18 protein-coding genes and 1 tRNA gene are annotated in these 20,245 nt (G+C 69.0%); 10 read left to right on the top strand and 9 right to left on the bottom strand.

The genetic code is table 11. The features are described from left to right. Window positions 1-106 precede the first annotated feature (106 nt). Both ABD169_RS15755 and ABD169_RS15750 read left to right on the top strand, forming a co-directional pair. Window positions 107-1,048 carry a proline iminopeptidase-family hydrolase gene (locus ABD169_RS15755; protein ID WP_344033574.1) on the top strand — a complete coding sequence of 314 codons (942 nt, stop codon included), beginning with the start codon at window positions 107-109 and terminating at the stop codon, window positions 1,046-1,048. Continuing rightward, on the top strand, window positions 1,045-2,451 hold the full coding sequence (locus tag ABD169_RS15750) for an APC family permease (protein WP_344033573.1): 1,407 nt from the start codon (window positions 1,045-1,047) through the stop codon (window positions 2,449-2,451). Before ABD169_RS15755 ends, ABD169_RS15750 begins: the two co-directional genes overlap by 4 nt. Before the next feature lie 106 nt (window positions 2,452-2,557). Here ABD169_RS15750 and ABD169_RS15745 read toward each other — a convergent pair whose 3' ends face one another. From ABD169_RS15745 to ABD169_RS15735, 3 genes are all read right to left on the bottom strand, one after another. Continuing rightward, entirely contained in the window at window positions 2,558-4,066 is a 1,509-nt protein-coding gene (locus tag ABD169_RS15745; protein WP_344033572.1) for an Ig-like domain-containing protein, read from the bottom strand. Window positions 4,067-4,203: 137 nt separating this feature from the next. Then, window positions 4,204-4,629: a hypothetical protein gene (locus tag ABD169_RS15740; RefSeq protein ID WP_344033571.1), complete on the bottom strand. Its 426-nt coding sequence runs from the start codon at window positions 4,627-4,629 to the stop codon at window positions 4,204-4,206. Further along, the gene (locus tag ABD169_RS15735; protein ID WP_344033570.1) at window positions 4,626-5,684 is read right to left on the bottom strand and encodes an ankyrin repeat domain-containing protein; all 1,059 of its coding nucleotides are present in this window, start codon (window positions 5,682-5,684) and stop codon (window positions 4,626-4,628) included. The genes ABD169_RS15740 and ABD169_RS15735 overlap by 4 nt, the downstream gene beginning before the upstream one ends. A 60-nt stretch (window positions 5,685-5,744) precedes the next feature. Here ABD169_RS15735 and ABD169_RS15730 point away from each other — a divergent pair, with 60 nt between their 5' ends. From ABD169_RS15730 to ABD169_RS15720, 3 genes are all read left to right on the top strand, one after another. Continuing rightward, window positions 5,745-6,884, top strand: a complete 1,140-nt coding sequence (locus tag ABD169_RS15730; protein WP_344033568.1) for an SMI1/KNR4 family protein — start codon at window positions 5,745-5,747, stop codon at window positions 6,882-6,884. Window positions 6,885-7,326: 442 nt separating this feature from the next. Then, window positions 7,327-9,552: a YhgE/Pip family protein gene (locus ABD169_RS15725; protein WP_344033566.1), complete on the top strand. Its 2,226-nt coding sequence runs from the start codon at window positions 7,327-7,329 to the stop codon at window positions 9,550-9,552. A 101-nt stretch (window positions 9,553-9,653) separates the two neighbouring features. After that, complete coding sequence (locus tag ABD169_RS15720; protein WP_344033565.1) at window positions 9,654-10,274, top strand: TetR/AcrR family transcriptional regulator; 621 nt, start codon at window positions 9,654-9,656, stop codon at window positions 10,272-10,274. Between the two features lie 209 nt (window positions 10,275-10,483). Here the strand turns inward: ABD169_RS15720 and ABD169_RS15715 are convergent. The 4 genes from ABD169_RS15715 to ABD169_RS15700 all read right to left on the bottom strand — a co-directional run bounded on the left by ABD169_RS15715 (window position 10,484) and on the right by ABD169_RS15700 (window position 12,674). After that, window positions 10,484-10,557 (bottom strand) — tRNA-Pro (locus ABD169_RS15715). 301 nt (window positions 10,558-10,858) lie between these two features. Further along, window positions 10,859-11,833: an aldo/keto reductase gene (locus ABD169_RS15710; protein WP_344033564.1), complete on the bottom strand. Its 975-nt coding sequence runs from the start codon at window positions 11,831-11,833 to the stop codon at window positions 10,859-10,861. Further along, window positions 11,830-12,207 carry a MerR family transcriptional regulator gene (locus ABD169_RS15705; RefSeq protein WP_344033563.1) on the bottom strand — a complete coding sequence of 126 codons (378 nt, stop codon included), beginning with the start codon at window positions 12,205-12,207 and terminating at the stop codon, window positions 11,830-11,832. The genes ABD169_RS15710 and ABD169_RS15705 overlap by 4 nt, the downstream gene beginning before the upstream one ends. A gap of 71 nt (window positions 12,208-12,278) precedes the next feature. Continuing rightward, the gene (locus ABD169_RS15700) at window positions 12,279-12,674 is read right to left on the bottom strand and encodes a VOC family protein (RefSeq protein ID WP_344033562.1); all 396 of its coding nucleotides are present in this window, start codon (window positions 12,672-12,674) and stop codon (window positions 12,279-12,281) included. Window positions 12,675-12,808: 134 nt separating this feature from the next. On the opposite strand from ABD169_RS15700, the gene ABD169_RS15695 reads away from it, so the two are divergent. After that, window positions 12,809-14,212 (top strand): DUF2252 domain-containing protein, encoded by a 1,404-nt coding sequence (locus tag ABD169_RS15695; protein WP_344033561.1) that lies wholly within the window; start codon window positions 12,809-12,811, stop codon window positions 14,210-14,212. A 9-nt stretch (window positions 14,213-14,221) separates the two neighbouring features. Next, entirely contained in the window at window positions 14,222-15,106 is an 885-nt protein-coding gene (locus tag ABD169_RS15690; RefSeq protein WP_344033560.1) for an NUDIX domain-containing protein, read from the top strand. On the opposite strand, the gene ABD169_RS15685 is transcribed toward ABD169_RS15690, so the two are convergent. Next, window positions 15,103-15,936: a lysoplasmalogenase family protein gene (locus ABD169_RS15685; RefSeq protein WP_344033559.1), complete on the bottom strand. Its 834-nt coding sequence runs from the start codon at window positions 15,934-15,936 to the stop codon at window positions 15,103-15,105. The two genes, ABD169_RS15690 and ABD169_RS15685, sit on opposite strands and share 4 nt — an antisense overlap. Before the next feature lie 113 nt (window positions 15,937-16,049). Between ABD169_RS15685 and ABD169_RS15680 the strand changes: the two genes are divergently transcribed. The 3 genes from ABD169_RS15680 to ABD169_RS15670 all read left to right on the top strand — a co-directional run bounded on the left by ABD169_RS15680 (window position 16,050) and on the right by ABD169_RS15670 (window position 19,267). After that, on the top strand, window positions 16,050-16,673 hold the full coding sequence (locus ABD169_RS15680; protein ID WP_344033558.1) for a TetR/AcrR family transcriptional regulator: 624 nt from the start codon (window positions 16,050-16,052) through the stop codon (window positions 16,671-16,673). Then, complete coding sequence (locus tag ABD169_RS15675; protein ID WP_344033557.1) at window positions 16,670-18,232, top strand: MFS transporter; 1,563 nt, start codon at window positions 16,670-16,672, stop codon at window positions 18,230-18,232. Before ABD169_RS15680 ends, ABD169_RS15675 begins: the two co-directional genes overlap by 4 nt. 492 nt (window positions 18,233-18,724) lie before the next feature. Then, entirely contained in the window at window positions 18,725-19,267 is a 543-nt protein-coding gene (locus ABD169_RS15670) for a DUF4190 domain-containing protein (RefSeq protein ID WP_344033556.1), read from the top strand. 22 nt (window positions 19,268-19,289) lie between these two features. On the opposite strand, the gene ABD169_RS15665 is transcribed toward ABD169_RS15670, so the two are convergent. Beyond that, on the bottom strand, window positions 19,290-20,222 hold the full coding sequence (locus ABD169_RS15665; RefSeq protein WP_344033555.1) for a DUF817 domain-containing protein: 933 nt from the start codon (window positions 20,220-20,222) through the stop codon (window positions 19,290-19,292). Window positions 20,223-20,245: the final 23 nt, after the last annotated feature.

Below are 20,245 nucleotides of genomic sequence, written 5' to 3'. Positions count from 1 at the left end.
GTCCCTGATCCCTCAGCCTAGGGCGCGTGGGCTTTCTTTTTCTAAAAGGTCTCCCTACTATGCCTTTTGTCCCCCATCACGAAATGGCTCAGCGAGGAGAAGATTCGTGTCGACCGTCGACGAAACCCGGGTGCCCTTCAGGTCCGGCCACACCTGGGTGCGCATCACCCGCCCCGATGCCCCGCACGAAGGGGCGCTCCCCCTCATCGTGCTGCACGGCGGACCCGGGTTCTCCCACGACTACCTGCGCTCGCTCGCCGAGCTCGCGGATACCACCGGCCGCACCGTCGTGCACTACGACCAGTACGGCTGCGGGCGCTCGACGCACGAGCCCGACGCTCCCGCGGACTTCTGGACCCCCGAGCTCTTCGTCGAGGAGTTCCACACCGTGCTCGCCGCGCTCGGCATCGAACGCGCGCACGTGCTCGGCCAGTCGTGGGGCGGCATGCTCGGCGCCGAGATCGCCGTGCTCCGGCCGGCGAACGTCGCGTCGCTGCAGATCTGCAACTCCCCCGCGGCGATGGATCTCTGGTCGCAGGCCGCCGCCGCGCTGCGCGAGGAACTGCCGACCGAGGTGCGCGAGGCGCTCGAACGGCACGAGGCGGACGGCAGCTACGACGATCCCGAGTACCTCGCGGCATCGCGCGAGTACGACCGCCGCCACGTGGTGCGCATGGATCCGACCCCGCAGGACTACCTCGACTCGGTCGCGAACGTCGACGCCGACCCCACGGTCTACCACACCATGAACGGCCCGAACGAGTTCCACGTGATCGGCACGATGCGCGACTGGACGATCATCGATCGCCTGCCGCGGATCGAAGTGCCGACGCTCGTGCTCGCCGGCGAATTCGACGAGGCGCAGCCGATCACCTGGCAGCCGTTCGCCGAGCACATCCCCGGTGCCCGATCCGTCGTGATCGCGGACGCCAGCCACTGCTCCCACCTCGAGAAGCCCGAGGAGTTCCGGGCGATCGTCACCGAGTTCCTCGCCGGGGCCGACCGCCTCGCCGACCCCGATACCGCGACCACGGAGGTCAGCGCATGAACCAGCACTCCCCGAGCGCGCAGAGCGCCCGCAACGACGCCGACCTCGCCCGGTTCGGATACAAGCAGGAGCTGAAGCGGTCGATGTCGACCGCGGACCTCGTGGTCTACGGCCTCATCTTCATGGTGCCGATCGCGCCGTGGGCGATCTTCGGATCGGTCTACAACGCTTCCATGGGCATGGTGCCGCTGGTCTACACGATCGGCCTCATCGCGATGATCTTCACCGCGCTGAGCTACGCGCAGATGGCGAAGGCGTTCCCCCTCGCCGGCGGCGTCTTCAGCTACGTCGGCCGCGGCATCCACCCGAACCTCGGCTTCTTCGCCGGCTGGCTCATGCTGCTCGACTACCTGCTCGTGCCGACGCTGCTCTACGTGATCGCCGCCGAGTCGATGGTCGGGATCTTCCCCGGCACCGAGCGGTGGATGTGGGGCATCATCTTCGTCGCGATCAACGTCGTCGTGAACCTCACGGGCGTCACCTCGCTCAAGTGGATGAACCGCATCTTCCTGGTCATGGAGCTCGCCTTCATCGTCGCGTTCGTCGTGATCGCGATCATCGGCCTGAACGGCGGCCAGCTCCCCCAGGCCGAGTGGTCGACGAAGCCGATCTGGAACTCCGAGTACGTGACCCCCGCGCTGCTCGCGGCGGCCCTCTCGATCGCCGTGCTGAGCTTCCTCGGCTTCGACGGCATCTCGACCATGGCCGAGGAGTCGACGGGCGATTCGAAGGCGCCCGGCAAGGCGATGGTGATCAGCCTCCTCGTGGTCGCCTGCCTGTTCATCGGTCAGACCTGGCTCGCGTCCATGCTCGCGGGCGACTTCACGCCGGTCCCCGATGACGCGGTCGGCAACTTCTTCTTCGAGCAGATCCGCGCCGTCGCCGGCACCGGGATCGTGAACGCGTTCTTCGTCGTGAACGTGCTCGCCGTCGGCATCGCGAACTCGATGGCCGCGCAGGCCGCCACGAGCCGCCTGCTCTACTCGATGGCCCGCGACCGCCAGCTGCCCAAGTACCTGGGGCACATCAACTCGCGCAAGGTGCCGAGCTCCGCGATCCTCACCGTCGGCGTGCTGTCGGCGATCCTGGTGCTGTTCTTCGCCGGCAAGATCGGCACGATGAGCTCGATGGTCAACTTCGGCGCGCTCACCTCGTTCGCGCTGCTGCACCTCACCGTCATGTGGTTCTACCTGCGCCGCAAGCAGTCGAAGAAGTGGATCTCGCACGCCCTGCTGCCGGCCGTCGGCTTCGTGATCATCGTCTACGTGCTGATCAACGCGGGCGCCGAGGCGCAGATCGCGGGCCTCATCTGGCTCGTCGTCGGCACCGCCATCTTCATCTTCAACAAGGCCACGGGCCGCAGCGTCGAGATCGACGTGACCGTGGACGAGCTGCCGGAGTAGGGTCCCGGCTCCCGGTTCTCCGGCCGTTCCGGCCGCCGAAATACCGCAGCCCCGGTCGGGATCCATGATCCCGACCGGGGCTGCGGTATTTCGTCGCGGCGTCGGCTTACTGCGCGGTCGCCCGGGCAGTTCCCGCTGCTCGCCGACGGACGTGGATCAGCGTCAGCACGGATCCCGCCACGAGGAGCACACCGCCGAGGACGAGCGATCCGGTCGGATCGGCGCCCGTGGTGGCCAGTTGCGCACCTCCCTGGGTCTTGCTCGGGGCCGTGGTCGCACCAGGTTTCGCGGTCGGCTTCGGCGTGGGTGTGGGCTTCACGCTCGGCTTCGCGACCACCGTGACGGTGGCGGCCTGGTCGCTCTCCGAGGAGGCGAACACGTCGTCCCCGCGGTAGGCGGCAGTGATCCGATGCGTGCCGACCGCGAGCGAAGATGTCTTGAGGGTGGCGATGCCGTCGCTCAGCGACGCCGTACCCACGGAGGCGCCGTCGACGAAGAACTCCACCGATCCGGTCGGTGCCGACGCGTCTGCCGCGCGTGCGGAGGCAGGAGCCGGGCGCTCGACCGGCAGGGGCGAGACGTCCGCAACGAGTGCGACCTCGGATCCGGCCTCCACCCGGTCGGGCGACGCCGAGACGGTCGTGCGGCTCGCGATCGACATCGGGCGGGCGGTGATCGTCACGGTGAACGGGTCCTCCGAATCGGAAGCGTCGAAGCCGTCCGCGCCCGAGTACCGCGCGGTGATCCGGTGCGTGCCCGGCGCAAGGTTCGAGAGGGTCAGCGACGCGGTCCCGTCGTCCAGCGTCGCGGTCCCGAGGGAGGTGCTTCCCTCCCGGAACTCCACGGTTCCGGTCGGCATCGGATCCGAGCTCCGTGCGAGGGCGGGGAGCACCGCTGAGACGCTCGCCGTGAGTTCGACCGGGTCCCCGTGCATGGCGGAGTCCGGCGACCCGGTGACCGTCGTGGTCGTCGGCACTGTCAGCGGCGCCATCGCAGTGAGTATCGCGGTCGACGACGAGGGCGCCATGGTCCCCTCACCGGTGTAGAACGCGGTGATCACGTAGTTCCCCGCGGTCCGTGGCACGAACGGTGTCGAGGCCGTGCCGCCGAACAGCGAGACGTTGGCGAGGTGCTGACCATTGACCGAGAACGACACGACCCCTGTCGCGACCTGGCCCGGAACCGTGCTGCCGACCGTGGCCGTCACCAGCGTGCTCTGTCCCGCGACGACGGGATTCTGCGACAGGCTCACCGCGGTGTGTGTCGGAGCGGGTGCGGACGCGACGGTGAAGGTGACCGGGCTCGAGATCGATTCGGCGTACGTGTTGTCCGGGGTGAACCGCGCAGTCGCCGTGTAGGTCCCCGGAGCGATCTCCGGCCAGTTGTGTCCGGCCACGTGCTGGACCACCGCGGTTCCGTTGACGACCCGTCCATGGCTCGATCCCCAGCCGGGGATGCTGACGGCGAAGTACCCCGACGGGCGTGCACCATCGTCCGCGGTGACGTCGACCGTGAACTCCACGGTGTCTCCCGGTATTGAGACTCCCGGGCTCACCGTGAGCTTCGTGGTGGTCGCGGTGACCGGCTCGTCCGCCGTGGCTACCGAGGGGGTCATGACCAATCCGGTCAGGACGATAAGGAGTGCCGCGGCGGCTCCGATGATGCGTCGCATAGGCGAAGCGTACTGGAGTATCCAGCCGGCTGCCATGAAACTCTTGGCCGGTGCCGGCAGGATCCGGTTCGCCGCGCGCCTCAGCCCCAGACCAAGAACACAATGCGGGCGTGCCCGTCGACGGCGGGCACCTCGCAGAAGTCCTGCAGTGACGATTCATCGGACTCGACGATGCCGTCGCTGCGCAACCAGTCCGCGTCGAGGCGCGCCTCCAGCTCGGCAGCGGGTGCGGTGGTCCCGATGACGATGGATTCGCCGAGGACCGCGCCGTCCGGCTCGTCGATCTCGGTGTCGGTGTGCAGCTCGACGCGGACCCAGGCGACGTCAGCATCGGCCTGCAGCAGGTGCAGGCGCTCGGCGATCTCGGCGAGCGGCGGGCGCCCGAAGCCCCAGCGGTTCGGGGCGAAAGAATCCTCCCGCCCGTTGTCGTCGAAGAACTCCTCGAGCGTGAGGAGCGGCAGCCGATCCCCCTCGGAGCGAGCGGCGATCTGCCCGGTGGTGATCACCGGTCGTACCCGACCTCGCCGAGCGGGATCGGTTTCGGGTTTCGCGCTACCCACGACACCGCCAGTTCGGTCAACCGGTCCACGCGTTTACCGTTGTCGTTCCCGCCGCGGAGCGCGTGCGCGAGACGGCTCGCCTCCTCGGCTTCGCTCGCCTCGACCGGGATCCCGGTGACGAGGTGCTCGGGCACGGCCGCGAGCATGCGCTTGAACTGCCGGTCCCAGTTCGGGCTGCCGTTGTCGAGGATCTCGCGGGCGATCCTCCCCGTAATCCGAACCACTTCGCCCTGCGCGGTCTGCGCGGGCCCGCTCGACGGCACCAGCAGTTCCCACAGCGCTTGGTGCTGATCCTGCCAGGCCCCCGCGGGCACGGTGATCGGCGAGACGCCGTCGTGCATCGCGCGCCGCGGCACCGGCTCGACGCCGAAGAGCTCGTACAGCGCGGTGAGTCCGGCGTCGACCTCGGGGAGGAAGTCGCGGTTGAAGCCCGCGCGATGGAACTCGAAGCCCGTGCCGATCCGCGTGACCTGCGCACGAGCCTCGTCGCTCGGCTCCGCTCCCGCGTCGAGCAGCAGGCGCGCGACCTCGGCCATCGCCGGGATCCCGATGTTCTGCGTGCGATGCAACCCGTTGAGCAGCGGATCCTCGTCGCTCTCGTTGAGGCGGCGCGGATCCGCACCGTGCCCGAGCAGCATCCGGACGGTCGCCGCGCGCTGATTCCCCGCGGCCGCGTGCAGCGGCGTATCGCCGTAGCGGTCGGTTCGTTCGATGTCGGCGCCGAGCGAGAGCAGCAGCGGGATCTGCGCGTCGCGCCCGAGTGACGCCCGCTCCCACAGCGGCGAGCGGTCGTAGGTGTCGGCCGCGTCGACGTCGAGGCCCTGCTCAGCGAGCCAGGCGATCAGTTCGTCGGGGCAGTCGACGAAGCCGATCGCCGTGTGCTTGCCGTAGCCGCCGCGCGCGTCGAGGAGCGTCTTGTCGAAGATCGCCTTCAAGTCGTCGAGCGGCGTCGAGCTCAGCTGCTCGTCGAAGTCCTTCGGCAAGGTCTTGCGCTTGGCCACGGGCGTCCTCCTGCTTGCGTGTTTCGTTGGTGCGTTGGGGCGTCGGTTCGACTCTACGCAGTGCATCCGACATTCCTGCGGCGGCAACGTCTCGGTCGTTTGTCTCACATGGCGCGCTCATTGCGCGTGCTCTGCACATCGCGCTTGCCGCGCCTGCGGCGTGGCAGACTGCCGGGCATGACGATCTTCAGCGCAGGCGAGCTCGCAGATCTGTTCGACGATTCCGCGTACGGGCGCGAGAAGTACACGGAGCCCGCGCCGAGCGACGAGCTCGTCGCCGAGGTCGAGGCGGAGCTCGGGTACCGGCTGCCTGCCGCGTACGTGGAGCTGTGCCGCAGACGGAACGGCGGAACGCTCCGCCGCAACTGCTTCCCCACGGAGGGCGTGCACGTCTGGGCGGAGGATCACGTGGCCGTCACTGGGCTACGCGCGATCGGCCGCACGGCGACGTGGTCGCTGCTCGGTGATCTCGGGTCGCCGTTCATGCAGTCCGAGTGGGGGTATCCCGAGATCGGCGTGTGCTTCGCCGATACCCCGACCGCCGGGCACAGCGAATTCATGCTCGACTATCGGGAATGCGGCCCGGAGGGCGAGCCCTTGGTGGTGATCGTGGACCAGGAGGACGACTATCGTGTTTCGTTCCTCGCGCCGGACTTTGCGACGTTCATTCGCGGACTGGTGCCGGAGGATGAGTTCTTGGATGATCCCGAAGAGGCGCTCGCCGAGGAGTTCGAGACGGTCGAGGAGGGATCCTTCTCCCCCATCGTGCTGCGCGGCCTCGCGGCGCTCGGCCCAGTGCTCGAAAATGGCGAGGCGAGCATCCGTGCGATCGGTCGGCGGATCGTACGCGAGAAGGGCTTCTTCGCGCTGCACGCCGACGCGGACTCGCATCTCATGTACGCGACCATGTTCCTTCTGTATTCGTCGCTGACCACGGCTCGCTCGCGGGAGGACTTCCTGTACGAGGATCCGGCGGATCGCAGCTACGAGCATCCCTGTTACGCGATGATGATCCCGTCCTCGTACACGGGCCAGCCCTACGGCTTCACGACGGGCGGATGGGCGCCCGGCTTCGTGGAGGACTGGTGGGACGCGCAGATCGCTTTGGGCGGGATCGTCGCGGTTGCGGGTGGGTTCCGGTTCGCGCGCGAGACCGAAGTTGGGTTGGTTCGGGTGTTGAACGTGTTGGGGCGGGCGTGAGGCGCGGATCGGTCCCAGGCAACGCATGAAGCCCTGGCGAGAACTCGTTCTCGCCAGGGCTTTCGGTCGGGCTGACAGGATCCGAACCGCGACCTCCTGCTCTCCGGGCAAGAGGTCTCCGTCTTCCCGCCGGGTCCGACGCACGTAGCGGGCTCCGAAGAGGAGCTCGCTTTTCAAGACGAAATCCGACGCATGCGGCGCGCGATCCAGACGGTCAAGAAGTTCGTTCGACGGCACGCCGGTCGAGTCCCCCGCGGCCCACGAAAGGATCGACCGCAAGCCGCGGATTCCAGGGCCGAGACCAGGGTCGCTGGTCCGCCCGGGCAGTGCTGGCACGGGCCTCGCCGTGCTCACCATGGCGAGAAGCGCTTCCTGTTGATTCGGCGACCATCACGTGTTACTTTACATTTGTAAAGTTCATCGATTCACGAAAGCCGCTCACATGCCCTCGCTGTTCGCGAAGCTCAAGAAGTCCCGCCAGACGATCGTCATCCTTGTCGCGATCGCGCTGATTCCATTGATCTACGCGGGGCTGCTCACCTGGGCGAATCAGGATCCGACGCACAGCCTCGACGGCGTGCCCGCCGCGGTCGTCAACGAAGATTCCTCGGTGACGACGAACGGGAGGACTCTGAATCTCGGCTCGACGGTGGAGGAAGAACTCACCTCGAGCACCGCGAACAACAACTTCACCTGGAAGAGCATGGACGCGAAGGCCGCGAAGGCCGCCTTGGAATCCGGCGAGATCCAAGCCGTGATGACGATCCCGGACGGCTTCTCCGCCGCGGCCGTCTCTCCAGCAGAGAACAACGCCGAAACTGCACGCGCCGCGAAACTGAGCGTTGAGACGAACGACGCATCAAACATGATCGCCGGGACCATCGCGACCACGATCGCCACAACGGTGCGCAACTCTCTGGCAACACAGGTGAGCTCCGAATATCTGAAGAACGTCTACCTCGGCTTCACCACCGTGCACGACAAGATGGCCGAAGCGGACGACGGTGCCACCCAGGTTGCGAGCGGTGCAAAAAGTGCGGCAGACGGATCCACAGCCCTCGTCGCGGGTCTCGATCAGCTCGCGGACGGAACAGACCTCCTCATCGCGGGAGCAGGAACACTCGCGAACGGTGCCGCGCAGGCAAACAGCGGTGCACACACGCTGAGGGACGGGCTCGCCGCGCTGCAGTCGAAAACTACAGAACTTCCGGCTCAGACCGGCCAACTCGCCGCCGGCGCGTCCACAGCAGCCACCGGCGCTGACGCCCTCGCCGTTGCCGCCCGGCAGGTGAACACCGGCGCAGCCTCCCTGTCCACCGCAACCGATACGGCACTCACCGGCGCAGCACAGCTCAGTGGTGGGCTCAACGCGCTCTCATCCCAGACCCCGACGCTCGCCGACGGTGCCACCACCGTCTCGGTAGGACTCGCCAACTTGGTCGCGAACTACGACATCATGACCGACCCGCAACGCAAAGCGGCGCTGGCATCCCTCAGCACCGGAGCAGCCCAAGTCAGTCAGGGCGCGACAGCGGTGAAGACGTCGTCCGCGCAGCTCGCAGCGGGGGGCACCGCGCTGGTCGGCACCAAGACCGAGAACACGGGCCTCACCGGACTCAACGCCGGGGCACAAGAACTCGCAGCCGGAACCGCACAAGCCAGCACCGGCGCAGATCAGCTGAAGGCCGGCACAGCTCAGGTGTCGGCGGGAGCAGCCGCGCTCTCCGACAAAATGCCGGATCTGGCCACTGCCATCAGCACCGCTGCTACCGGAGCCAGCACGCTCGCCGACGGCACGGGTCAGGTCGCCTCCGGCGCGAGTGCGCTTGCCGAGAAATCGAACGCGCTCGGCACCGGAACGAATGACGCTGTCACAGGTGCCGCCAAGCTCCACGACGGGCTCGGAACGCTCGACACCGGCGCGGCGAAGCTCAGCTCCGGCCTGTCTGACGGCGTCTCTCAGATCCCTACCTACACCGATCAGGAGGCCACGGACCTCAGCAAGGTCACCTCCGATCCAATCCATGCGGAGATCACTCGAACGAACGAGGTCCCCGCCTACGGCTATGCGCTCGCCCCGTACTTCACAGCCTTGGCGCTGTGGGTCGGAGCGATCGGCTATTTCCTCGTCATGCCCGCGCTCAGTCGTCGCGCGCTGCAGGGACGCGGTTCGGGCTTCCGTGTCGCCGCACGCAGCTTCGCCGCCGTTGCGACCGTCGCCATCGCCCAGAGCGCGCTCGTCACGCTCATCCTCATCGGAGGACTGGGGCTGAACGTCGCCAACCCCTGGGGACTATTCGGAATGATCACTCTCGCGAGCTTCACCTTCCTCGCTATCAACCAGGCGCTCATTGCCCTCCTCGGTGACGCGGGACGCTTCCTCGCGCTCATCCTCATTGTGCTGCAGCTCGCAGCCGCCGGCGGCACGTATCCGATCCAGACCTCGCCGATGTTCTTCCAGATCATCCACCCGTACTTCCCCTTGACCTATGCCGTGGAGAGCTTCCGATCCCTGATCGCCGGGGGAACAATCGACCTGGCGCCGGGGATCCTGGCCATCGCGACGTGGCTGGTCGCGGCGCTTGCCGTCACTACCATCGCGAGCCTGCGCGAGCGGCACCAGCAGGACTCGAGTGACGCTTTCGACAACGCGGTCACGGTCGCCTGAGACGCGGACTACCTGTGATTGCAGACGAACGGCCGGAGTTGCGGAGTCATGAGCCGTCCGCCGCTAAACTGATCGTCCGCCGAATTGTGAGGGCCGACCCGATGAGCACACGCTCCCCCGCCCGCGAGGCGATGATCGAGGCGATGACCGAGCTCCTGATGTCAGGCAAGGCAGCGTCCGAGCTGAGCATCACAGAATTCGTTGCGAGCGTTGGTGTGAGCAGGCCAACCTTCTACGCGCACTTTCAGGACGTCCCCGCCGTCGCCCGTCAGGCAGCGCTGACACGGATGAAGCATACGTTCGCGAAAATCCCCGCCGCCGCAGTCGGCGACTCCTGGCAGAGCTTCGCACGAGGAACATTCACCACTCTCCTCACCGACCTCGTGCGCGACGCCCGCTTCTACCTCACCGCTTGGGAAAGCGCGGAGACGCTCCTCACTGCAGACATCGTCGGCTTCCTCGCAAACCGCCTGTTGGACGAGTCCCCCCTGGGCCCGATCATCCGACGCCGCGCCGGCGCAGACACTCCCCAACAACGTGCCGAGTTCTTAGCCGCAGGTACAATCTGGCAAGTCCGCGCCTGGCTCACCAGCGGAACCGCCACCGAGGACACCGTCGACGCGTTCAACGACCAGCTCGCAACGCTTCTCTTCTCGTCCTCCGGAGCCACCCCCGAGGAGATCGCCGCCACGGGAATGGGCGCCCCAGCCGACACCGAATAGCCACAGCGCGGCGCTGCGCCGCACGCCGAGAGGTTCCCCGAGTTCGCACTCTCTCGCATCCGGGGCCGGACGACTGCAGCAGATGACGCGGCAGGCTGAGCGTCTTGTGATGCGAGGGAGCGAAAGCGGATATGGTGGCGTCGGAGCGAGCGAGCACATCCAGAAACGACGAAACTCTGGTGAAAATTGCTTCTCACCAGAGTTTTCCGTCGGGCTGACAGGATTTGAACCTGCGACCCCTTGACCCCCAGTCAAGTGCGCTACCAAGCTGCGCCACAGCCCGTTGTTACTCGAACTCGACCCGCCAGAGCGAGCCTCGCACCGAGGCAACCCCTCCATCTTAGCCACAACTTCGACGCACCGCGAACCAGGGGATCCCGCGCGTGCCGCGGGCGGTGCGAGGTGGGCCGAGTGGTGTCGAGATGACCCGTTCGCGGGTTTTGGAGGGCCATAGGCCGCGAAGGGGTCATCTCGAGATCCTGCGACTCGTTCCTCGCGCAGGATGACGGGGTCCCCGCGCGTAGAGCGGCGCGGGCATGGTTTCGGCTCGCAGGCTCGCTCAACCGGCGAGAAGCAGGCGGGAACTACTTCCCGATACTCGACATGTCCGCGTACCGATCCCCCACCGCGGGCGGCACCGCATCGAGGAACGCGAGCTGCTCAGCCGACAACGAAAGCGCATCAGCCCCCACGTTCTCCTCCAACCGCGAGACCCGCTTGGTCCCGGGGATGGGCGCGATGTCGTCGCCCTGCGCGACGACCCAGGCCAGCGCGACCTGCGCGGGCGTCGCGTCGAGCTCCGCAGCGACGGCCTCGACCGCCTCGACGATGCGCAAGTTCGCGTCGAGGTTCTCCCCCACGAACCGCGGGTTGCTGCGACGGAAATCATCGGAACCCAACGCAACAGCGGACCGGATCGCGCCCGTCAGGAATCCGCGCCCGAGCGGCGAGTACGGCACGAGCCCGATCCCGAGCTCCCGCAGCACCGTGAGCTGCTGCCGCGCCGGCTCCTGCGTCCACAGCGAGAACTCCGTCTGCAGCGCCGTCACCGGGTGCACGGCGTGCGCCCGCCGAATGGTCTCCTCTGCGGCCTCCGACAGGCCGTAGTGCAGAATCTTCCCCTCTGCCACGAGCTCCGCGAGCGCCCCGACGGTCTCCTCGATCGGCGTCGCCGGATCCATGCGGTGCTGGTAGTACAGATCGATACGGTCCGTGCCGAGCCGCTGCAACGATCCCTCGACGGATCGCCGCACGTTCTCGGGGGTGCCGTCGACGGCGCGGCCGCCCTCGGCGCTCCGCTTCACGCCGAACTTCGTCGCCAGCACAACGTCATCGCGGCGGCCTGCGAGCGCCCGCCCGACGAGCTCCTCGTTGTTGTTCTCGCCCCACACGTAGAGCTCGGCCGTATCGAACAGGGTGACGCCCAGATCGATGGCGCGGTGGATCGTGCGGATCGATTCGGCGTCGTCGGTGCCCGCACCGCCGTAGAACGCCGACATTCCCATGCAGCCGAGGCCGACCCGACCGACGGACAGGGATCCGAGTGTTGCGTGCTTCATGCGTTGAGCCTTTCGGAGTAGATGGTGATCTTGAGGTCGATGGCGCCGAGCGCGTCGTCCAGCTCGGCGAGGCGCGCCAGCACGGTCTCCCGGTGCTCGCGCAGCAGCTCCAGCCGCTCGGCACTCGTGTGCTCGCCCGCACGGGCCAGCTCCACATAGCGGCGCACCGTCGCGATCGGCATGGCCGTGGAACGCAGCTTGCGCAGGAACCCGAGCCACGCGATATCGGCGTCGGTGTACCGCCGATCCGACGACACCCGATCGACGGGCGCGAGCATGAGCCCCTCGCGCTCGTAGTAGCGGAGCGTGTGGGCCGTCAGCCCGAGCTCGTGCGCCGCCTCCGAGATGGAACGGGTCTCGATCGTCTGCTGCATGGGGCCAACGCTACGACTTCGAGCGCACTCGAAGTCAAGCGCGGATCGCGCGAACTCTCAGCGAACCTGGATCACCCGGCGGCGAGCACCGCGAGCACGTTGCCGGCGGGATCGCGGAACCACGCGATGTCGGGGCCGCGTCCGGGGGCGCCGTGCGCGATCCCCTTCGCGTCGGTACCGAAGTCGGGGTCCGTGTAGATCTTCGTCACGACGCCCTTCGCGTTGAGCTCGTCGACCGCCGCCTCGACGTCGTCGACGGGGAAGTTGAGGATCGTGAAGCTCGCGGGCGTGTGATTCGGCTTGCCGTAGACGAGGATCGCCCCGCCCTGCGGCAGGCGGATATCGAGGAACCCCATCGCGTTGGGCGCGACCTCGAGCCCGAGAGTGTCTCCGTAGAAGGATCGGGCCGCATCGATGTCGTCGACGCTGAACCCGCTGAACGCGTTCGCAGTGGTGAAAGCAGCCATGGCCCCAGCATGCGCCCGCCGCGCGCGGGTGTCCAGGATCGGATTCCGGATCGGTGCGCTCGTTCAGCCAGCGGGACGAATTCACGAAGCCGGCGGAATATGCTGAACGCACCCCGCCCGTGAGGAGAACGAAGATGTCGCACATTCCCGGACGCCTGCGATTCGAGCACGACGCGGTGGCGAGTTTCGCCGATCATCGCGCCGACGGGCGCGCGGCGCGATCCCGCACCCCGCGTTCGGCGCACGCCGAGTTCGACGCGGATCCGGGGCGCGATCCGCTGGGGATCATCGAGCGTCAGAACGCGGATCGCCTGCCCGACCTGGTGCCCCTGCGCATGAGCCGCATGGCCGAGAGCCCGTTCGCGTTCTATCGCGGCACGGCGGCGATCCAGGCCGCCGACCTCGCGGACTCCCCCGACAGCGGCCGCCTGGTCGTGGCGTGCGGCGACGCGCACCTCACCAACTTCGGCATCTTCGCGGCGCCCGACCGCAGCCTCGTGTTCGACCTGAACGACTTCGACGAGGCCGCGATCGCGCCGTGGGAGTGGGACGTGAAGCGGCTGGTGACGAGCGTGTCGATCGCGGCGACCGACAACGGCTTCGGCGCGGCCGACGCCGAGGAGGCGACGCTCGCAGCAGCTGCCTCGTACCGGATCACGATGCGCGCGCTCGCGAAGCGCACGGCGCTCGAGCGCTACTACCAGCGGAGCCTCGCGACGGAGCTGCCGGGCATGAGCGCGAGCTCGGTGAAGGCGCTGAACCGCACGCTCAAGCGGGCGGCGAAGCGCACCTCGTCGCGGGTCGCGGCGAAGATCATGGAGACGGCGCCCGACGGCACCCAGCAGATCCGGGAGCAGCCGCCGACGCTGCTGCACGTCGATCCCGATCAGGAGAACCGCTTCAGCGAGCTCGTCGCCGCCTACCGCCGCTCGGCCGCGCCCGACATCGCGCTGCTCCTCGCGCAGTACACCCCGACCGACGTCGCCCGCCGCGTCGTCGGCGTGGGCAGCGTCGGCACGCGCTGCTCCATCGCGGTGCTCACCGGCCCGCACGGAGAACCCCTGATCCTGCAGATGAAGGAGGCCGGACGCTCCGTGCTCGACGAGTACGGCCGGCTGGATCGGCGGCCGGGCCGCGGGATCACGGCGCTCGACGCGCCGGCCGACGGCGGCGAGCGCGTGGTCACATTCCAGCAGGTGCTGCAGTCGAGCTCCGACGCGTTCCTGGGGCACCTGCAGTTCGACGGTCGCGGCTTCTACGTGCGGCAGTTCCGCGATTTCAACGCGTCGATCGAGGTGTCGGAGCTGGATCCGCCGGCCTTCCTTGATTACGTGCGCGCGTGCGGGCACCAGCTGGCGCGGGCGCACGCGCAGAGCCCGGGTGCCGGATTCATCGCGGGGTATCTCGGGTCGAACGACGTGTTCGATCGCGCGATGGCGTCGTGGGCGCAGGAGTACGCGGCGCAGTCGCTGGCAGACTACCGAGCGTTCGTTGCGGCGATTGACGCCGGACGCTTCGAAACCGCCCCACCGCAATAGGCTGGTCGCATGAGCGACACCAGGGATCCCGGGGACGCCTGGGTCACGGCGGCGGACGGCAACAGCTACTGGGGCCGGTTCGGCGCGGCGGGTCTGCTGCTGCACGATCCGGGGCGCGGGGTGCTGCTGCAGCACCGCGCCGACTGGAGCCATCACGGCGGCACCTGGGGCATTCCCGGCGGGGCTCGGCACGAGCACGAGGACGCGGTCACGGCCGCGGTGCGCGAGTCGAACGAGGAGGCCGGCGTGCCGCTCGACGGGGTGCTCCCCCGCTACCGGCACGTGCTGGATCGCGGCGGCTGGACCTACGCGACGATCGTGGCCGATGCCGTGCAGCCGTTCGAACCGGTGATCGCCGACGCGGAGAGCCACGCGCTCGAGTGGGTGCCGCTCGACCGCGTCGAGGAGTATCCGCTGCACCCGGGGTTCGCGGCGAGCTGGCCGCTGCTGCGCCCGCTGCTGACCGCGCCGCCCGCGATCGTGGTCGATGCGGCGAACGTGATCGGTTCGGTGCCCGACGGCTGGTGGAAGGATCGCCGCGGCGCGGCCGAGCGGCTGCGGGATCGGATCCTCGCGCTCGGCGGGGCGCCGGTCGCGCCGGGGCTCGTCGGGCTGTCGGAGGCGGCGCTGCCCGGCATCGACGCGGCCTACCCCGAATGGGTCGTGGTGACCGAGGGCGTGGCCCGCGACGTCGAGTCGGCGGGCGACGTGCGGGTCGTGGGGGCGCCCGAGCTGGGCGACGACACGATCGTGGCCGAGACCCGGGCCCTCGTGGAGCGCGGCCTGCGGGTGTCGGTCGTGACCGCCGACGAGGAGCTGCGCACCCGCGTCGAGGCGATCGGTGCTGCGGCGACCCGCGGCCCGAAGAAGCTGCTCAAGCGGCTCCCGGCCTAGCGGATCACGGGATCCCCGCCCGCGGAGATCCCGCTCCCTGCCTCGGCCCGGCCGGTGCTCGATGCCGCGCCATCGGCGGCCCGCCCCGCCGCGCGCACCACGCCCGCGGCGATGAGTCCCTGCCCGAGGCAGTAGGTCAGCATGACCATGCCGCTGGTCCAGTCCGGCATGGCGTCGGGCAGGAACAGACGGAACGCGAGGATCGAGTCCGACACGAGGAACCAGACGCCGCCCCAGGCGACGACCGGGCCGCAGCGCGACGAGAGCGTCGCGGTGCCGCCGAGCACGAGGCCGTAGAGCGCGACCGGGACCAGGAGCGTGCCCGTGTGCGGGCCGAGGATCGCGATGAGCACGATCCACCAGAGCGCGTAGGCCGCGGCCCGGAGCGGCACGCGCGGTCGCGCCGCGATCCCCGCCCCGCGCCAGAACACCCACATATAGGCGAGGTGCGCGATCCCGAAGCACGCGAGCATCATCGGCAGTTCGGGCAGCGTCGGGAAGAACGTCCCCGCGCCGTCGCCGAGCCAGGAGGCGAGGATCCCGATGACGAGCACGGTGACGGCGCCGCGCGGGAACGGGCGGATCCGCGCGGCGGCGCCGAGCACGGCGAGCACGAGCGCGGGCATCAGGATCAGCTTGGTGGGCTCCGCGAGCGGGTGGTCCGCGAAGCGGAGGATCACGTGAACCGCCGAGACGGTCGCGTAGGGCGCGAACCAGGCGAGCAGCGCGGCCGGCGGGGAGGCGGATCCTGCAGCCCGCTCGGATCGCGCGGCACCCTCGCGGGCCGCCGGGGACGCGTCGGAGAACGCTGCGGAAGACGTCGGTGTCATGCCCGAAGCCTACCGGCGGCGATGCACAGGAACTGCTCGGGCAGGCGCGCCGCGCGTTCCTGTACGCTTGTACACGTTCAATTGATGTACAAACGTACAGAAAGGGGTCGGTCATGACCGAGCAGCCCGTCATCGACGCGCCCGCGCCGGGCCGCCGCGACCCCGAGGGCCGCAAGCGCGCGATCATCGCCGCGGCCGCCGAGCTCATCATCGAGGGCGGCACCGCCTCCCTCACCCACCGCCGCGTCGCCGCGCGCGCGGGCGTCTCGCTCGGATCCACTACCCAGTACTTCGCCTCGCTCGATGAGCTCCGTGAGGCGGCGCTCGAACAGCTCGTCACCGAGACCGACGCTGCGCTCGACCTGCTCGCCGAGATCACCTCGACCGCCGGCTTCACCATCGCCGACCTCGCCCCCTTCGTGCGATCCTGGCTCGTCGACCCGCGCCAGGTGCAGGCCGACCTGATCCTCGTGAGCGCCGGCGCATCGGATCCGACCCGGCGCGCCCTCGCCCGCCGCTGGTTCGACCGCGCAGTCGCGATCCTCTCGGAACGCCTCCCGCCCGACCGAGCCCGCGCCGTCGCGATCTACGTCGACGGCGCCATGATCCATGCGGGGCTCCACGACGAGCCGCTCGACCTCGACGTCATCGTCGGCGATCTCGAAGCGCTCGCCCACCCCGCACGACCCCGCTCCACGGAGCCCACCCCGCAGCACCAGAACGGACCCCGCTCGTGACCGACGCAGCAGCATCGACCACTCAGTCCCCCGCCCCCATCTCGCAGCCCTACTCGAAGGCACGACGCTGGGGCACGCTCGCCGTGCTCACGGCCAGCCTGCTCGTGATCACGATGGACATGACGATCCTCAACATCGCGATCCCCGACCTCACCGAGCAGCTGCGCCCGAGCGCCGACCAGGTGCTCTGGATCGTCGACGTCTACTCGCTCGTGCTCGCGGGCCTGCTCGTCACCTGCACCGCGCTCGCCGACCGCTGGGGCCGCAAGCGCATGCTCCTGATCGGCTACACGATCTTCGGCGGCACCTCGCTGCTCGTGCTCTGGGCCACGAACGCCGAGGCCGTCATCGCGCTCCGCGCGCTCCTCGGGCTCGGCGGCGCGATGATCATGCCGACCACGCTGTCGCTCATCCGCGTCGTGTTCAAGGACCCGCGCGAGCGCACCCTCGCGCTCGGCATCTGGGCCGCGGCGTCGAGCCTCGGCGCCGCCGTCGGTCCGCTCATCGGCGGCGCGCTGCTCGAGCAGTTCTCGTGGCAGTCGGCGTTCCTCATCAACGTGCCGCTCATGGTCGTCGCGCTCGTCGCGGGCATCTTCGTGCTGCCCGAGTCGAAGGTCGCGAACCCGGGCCGCATCGACCCGCTCGGCGTGATCCTCTCGCTCGCGGGCATGACCCTGTTCATCTGGTCGGTCAAGGAGTTCGGCGTCGGCGCGTCCCTCGCGAACCCCATCGCATGGGCCGCCCTGCTCGCCTCGCTCGCCCTGCTCAGCTGGTTCGCGATGCGCTGCCTGCGCAGCGACGCGCCCCTGCTCGACCTGCGCCTGTTCCGCAGCCGACCGTTCTCGGCCGGCATCATCGGCGCGCTCGGATCGAGCTTCGCCATGGGATCCGCGCTGCTGCTGCTCGCGCAGTGGATGCAGCTCGTCGACGGCGCGACCCCCGTCGAAACGGGCCTGCGTCTCTTCCCCGCGGCGATCGGCGGCGCGATCTCGGCACTGCTCGCCCCCGCGCTCGCCCGCTGGACCAGCCCGCGCGCGGTCCTCGCGGGCGGCATCGCCTCGGCCGGTATCGGCATGATCCTCATCGGCGTGCAGCCGGGCACCCTCTCGACGCTCACCGTGCTCATCGCGATCACCCTCGTCGGCGTCGGCACGGGCGCGCTCGCCATCGGATCGGCCCTCATCATGTCGGGCAGTCCCGAGGAGAAGGCCGGCAGCGCCGCGGCGCTCGAGGAGACCGCGTACGAGCTCGGCAGCGTGCTCGGCGTCGCGATCCTCGGCAGCGTCGCAGCGCTCTGGTACCGCGCGAACTTCGCGGGCTTCGTCTGGCCGGGCACCCCCGACCCCGCGGCGGTCGCCGACGCGGAGTCGTCGCTCGGCGGCGCCATCGCGGTCTCGCAGAAGCTCGGCCTGCCCGAGCTCGCGCACGAGGCCGGGGTCGCGTTCACGCACTCGATGCAGTGGACCGGGATCATCGGCGGCGGCGTGCTCGTCGCCGTGGCGATCACGATCTTCTTCCTCACCCCGAAGGGCACGAGCGTGTCGGACGCCCAGCGCTGAGGCTGATTTCTCCTTCTTCGGCTCTCGTCGAGTGGCGGCAAACGGCTGCTATTCCGCTCGATTCCAGTGGTTTGGCGCCACTCGGCGAGACGCAAGTGACCGGGTTTCGGGAGGAGCGGAAGCGGCGGGAGAGGCCTGGACACGCACACTCTCCGGGCCCGCGCGGAGATCCCCTCACCTCGCGCCTGAGTATCGCTCGCCTGCGCGTCAGGCACGCACATCAGGCTCGCGCGCGCCTCTGGGATCTCGTCGAGCGGCGGCAAACAGGCGCTATTCCGCTCGATTCCAGCGGTTTGGCGCCACTCGACGAGACCGAAGAGGCGTACGCCCGGCGCTCAGGGTCGCCTCGGGGTTTCCCCGATCCGAGCGGGTACCCGGGTACGACCCCGTCGATACCGGGGTCCGATGGCAGGGGCTCGACGGGTCCGTAGCGTGGAATCATCACGCACCGGACGACCAGCGAAGCCGGAGCCACACCGAAGGGAACGCGTCATGAACGCCACCGCCAACTCGAACGATCAGGCACAGACCGACACCGCCGTCGTGGCGGATCCCGCAGCCGTCACCGCCGGCACGACCGGCACCACCGCAGTGCTGCCCGACGCCACCGGCACCCAGCCGACCGTGCCGCTGCAGAGCGGGCAGTTCACCGCCCAGCAGCCGACGATCCCGCTGCCGCCGCTCGGACCCGACGCCGACCTGCCGCCGGCGGCCGCCGCGCACCCGATCCCGCAGGCGCCGTTCCAGGGCGCGCCCCGCCCGGCCCCGAACCCCGATCAGACCCGCACCTTCACGATCACGAGCTTCGTGCTCGGCATCGTCTCGGTGGTCGCCGGCTGGACCTTCATCGCCCCGATCGTCGGCCTCGTCTTCGGCATCATCGCCCTGCGCCGCCGCACCGCCGACCGCACGCTCGCGATCTGGGGCGTCGTGCTCAACTCGATCATGCTCGGCGCGACCGCCCTCGCCGCGCTCTTCGGCATCGCCGCGGTGACCTTCGGCGCTCTCGCGTCGATCCCCTACTGGGGCTGGTGAGCCGCGGCCGACCGCAGCAGCCTCAGTCGACGGCCCGCTCCCCCTCGGGGGCGGGCCGTTCCGCGTCCCCGGCGTCCGTCCGATCCGCACGATCCACCTCGGGCGGTTTCGGCGGGTACACGAAGGTGACGAGCACGATCGAGATGATCATCAGCAGGAACCAGGCGACGATCTTCTGCGGCGACACGAGATGCCAGCCGTCGGTCTGGTTCGGATAGAACCAGGCGCCGGCCCAGGTCCCGATGTTCTCGGCGAACCAGATGAAGAGCGCGACCCCGACGAACACGGGCAGGATCGGCACGCGCAGCGTCGTGCGCCACACGCGGAAGTGCATCACGGTCGGCAGCCAGAGCACCACGACGACGGCGAGCAGGATCCACCGGAAGTCGAACACGAAGTGGTGGCCGAAGAAGTTCAGGTAGATGAGCGCGGCGACGATCGCCGTCAGCCAGACCCTCGGATACCGCGCGAAGCGCAGGTCGTGCAGGCGATACACGCGCACCATGTAGGAACCGACCGCGGCGTACATGAACCCGGAGAAGAGCGGCACCGCGCCGATGCGGAGCACGCCCTCGCCGTCATAGCTCCAGGATCCGACGTCGGTCTTGAACAGCTCCATGGCCGTTCCGGTGATGTGGAACAGCACGATCACCCACAGCTCGCGGCCACTCTCGAGCCGGAACGCGAGCATCCCGATCTGGATCACGATCGCCGCGATCGTCAGGGCGTCGTTGCGGGCCAGCACGGCATCCTCGGGATACCAGATCCGGGCCGCGACGATCACGGCGAGCAGCAGCGCACCAAACACGCAAGCCCACGCCTGCTTGAGCAGGAACACCGCGCACTCGACGAGCACCGCGCGGGCCCCACGGCGGGGCGCGTCACGCAGGATCCGGTGGGCGAGCCGATCGATCCCGCGCTCGAGGCGGGTGAACTCGCGGGTGCCGTCCGTCATCCCTCGAGGCTAGCCGGACGCGT

The sequence above is a fragment of the Leucobacter iarius genome, assembly GCF_039530105.1.
In the GTDB taxonomy this organism is placed as follows: domain Bacteria; phylum Actinomycetota; class Actinomycetes; order Actinomycetales; family Microbacteriaceae; genus Leucobacter; species Leucobacter iarius.
Note: the sequence above shows the minus strand (reverse complement) of the source record. Positions and strands in the feature narration are given on the sequence as shown.

Bases quoted from the DNA above. Each gene is read 5' to 3' on its own strand.
- ABD169_RS15750 (WP_344033573.1), top strand. From the start codon at position 1,045: ATGAACCAGCACTCCCCGAGCGCGCAGAGCGCCCGCAACGACGCCGAC.
- ABD169_RS15745 (WP_344033572.1), bottom strand. From the start codon at position 4,066: ATGACCCCCTCGGTAGCCACGGCGGACGAGCCGGTCACCGCGACCACC.
- ABD169_RS15725 (WP_344033566.1), top strand. From the start codon at position 7,327: ATGCCCTCGCTGTTCGCGAAGCTCAAGAAGTCCCGCCAGACGATCGTC.
- ABD169_RS15720 (WP_344033565.1), top strand. From the start codon at position 9,654: ATGAGCACACGCTCCCCCGCCCGCGAGGCGATGATCGAGGCGATGACC.
- ABD169_RS15710 (WP_344033564.1), bottom strand. From the start codon at position 11,833: ATGAAGCACGCAACACTCGGATCCCTGTCCGTCGGTCGGGTCGGCCTC.
- ABD169_RS15705 (WP_344033563.1), bottom strand. From the start codon at position 12,207: ATGCAGCAGACGATCGAGACCCGTTCCATCTCGGAGGCGGCGCACGAG.
- ABD169_RS15700 (WP_344033562.1), bottom strand. From the start codon at position 12,674: ATGGCTGCTTTCACCACTGCGAACGCGTTCAGCGGGTTCAGCGTCGAC.
- ABD169_RS15695 (WP_344033561.1), top strand. From the start codon at position 12,809: ATGTCGCACATTCCCGGACGCCTGCGATTCGAGCACGACGCGGTGGCG.
- ABD169_RS15690 (WP_344033560.1), top strand. From the start codon at position 14,222: ATGAGCGACACCAGGGATCCCGGGGACGCCTGGGTCACGGCGGCGGAC.
- ABD169_RS15685 (WP_344033559.1), bottom strand. From the start codon at position 15,936: ATGACACCGACGTCTTCCGCAGCGTTCTCCGACGCGTCCCCGGCGGCC.
- ABD169_RS15680 (WP_344033558.1), top strand. From the start codon at position 16,050: ATGACCGAGCAGCCCGTCATCGACGCGCCCGCGCCGGGCCGCCGCGAC.
- ABD169_RS15670 (WP_344033556.1), top strand. From the start codon at position 18,725: ATGAACGCCACCGCCAACTCGAACGATCAGGCACAGACCGACACCGCC.
- ABD169_RS15665 (WP_344033555.1), bottom strand. From the start codon at position 20,222: ATGACGGACGGCACCCGCGAGTTCACCCGCCTCGAGCGCGGGATCGAT.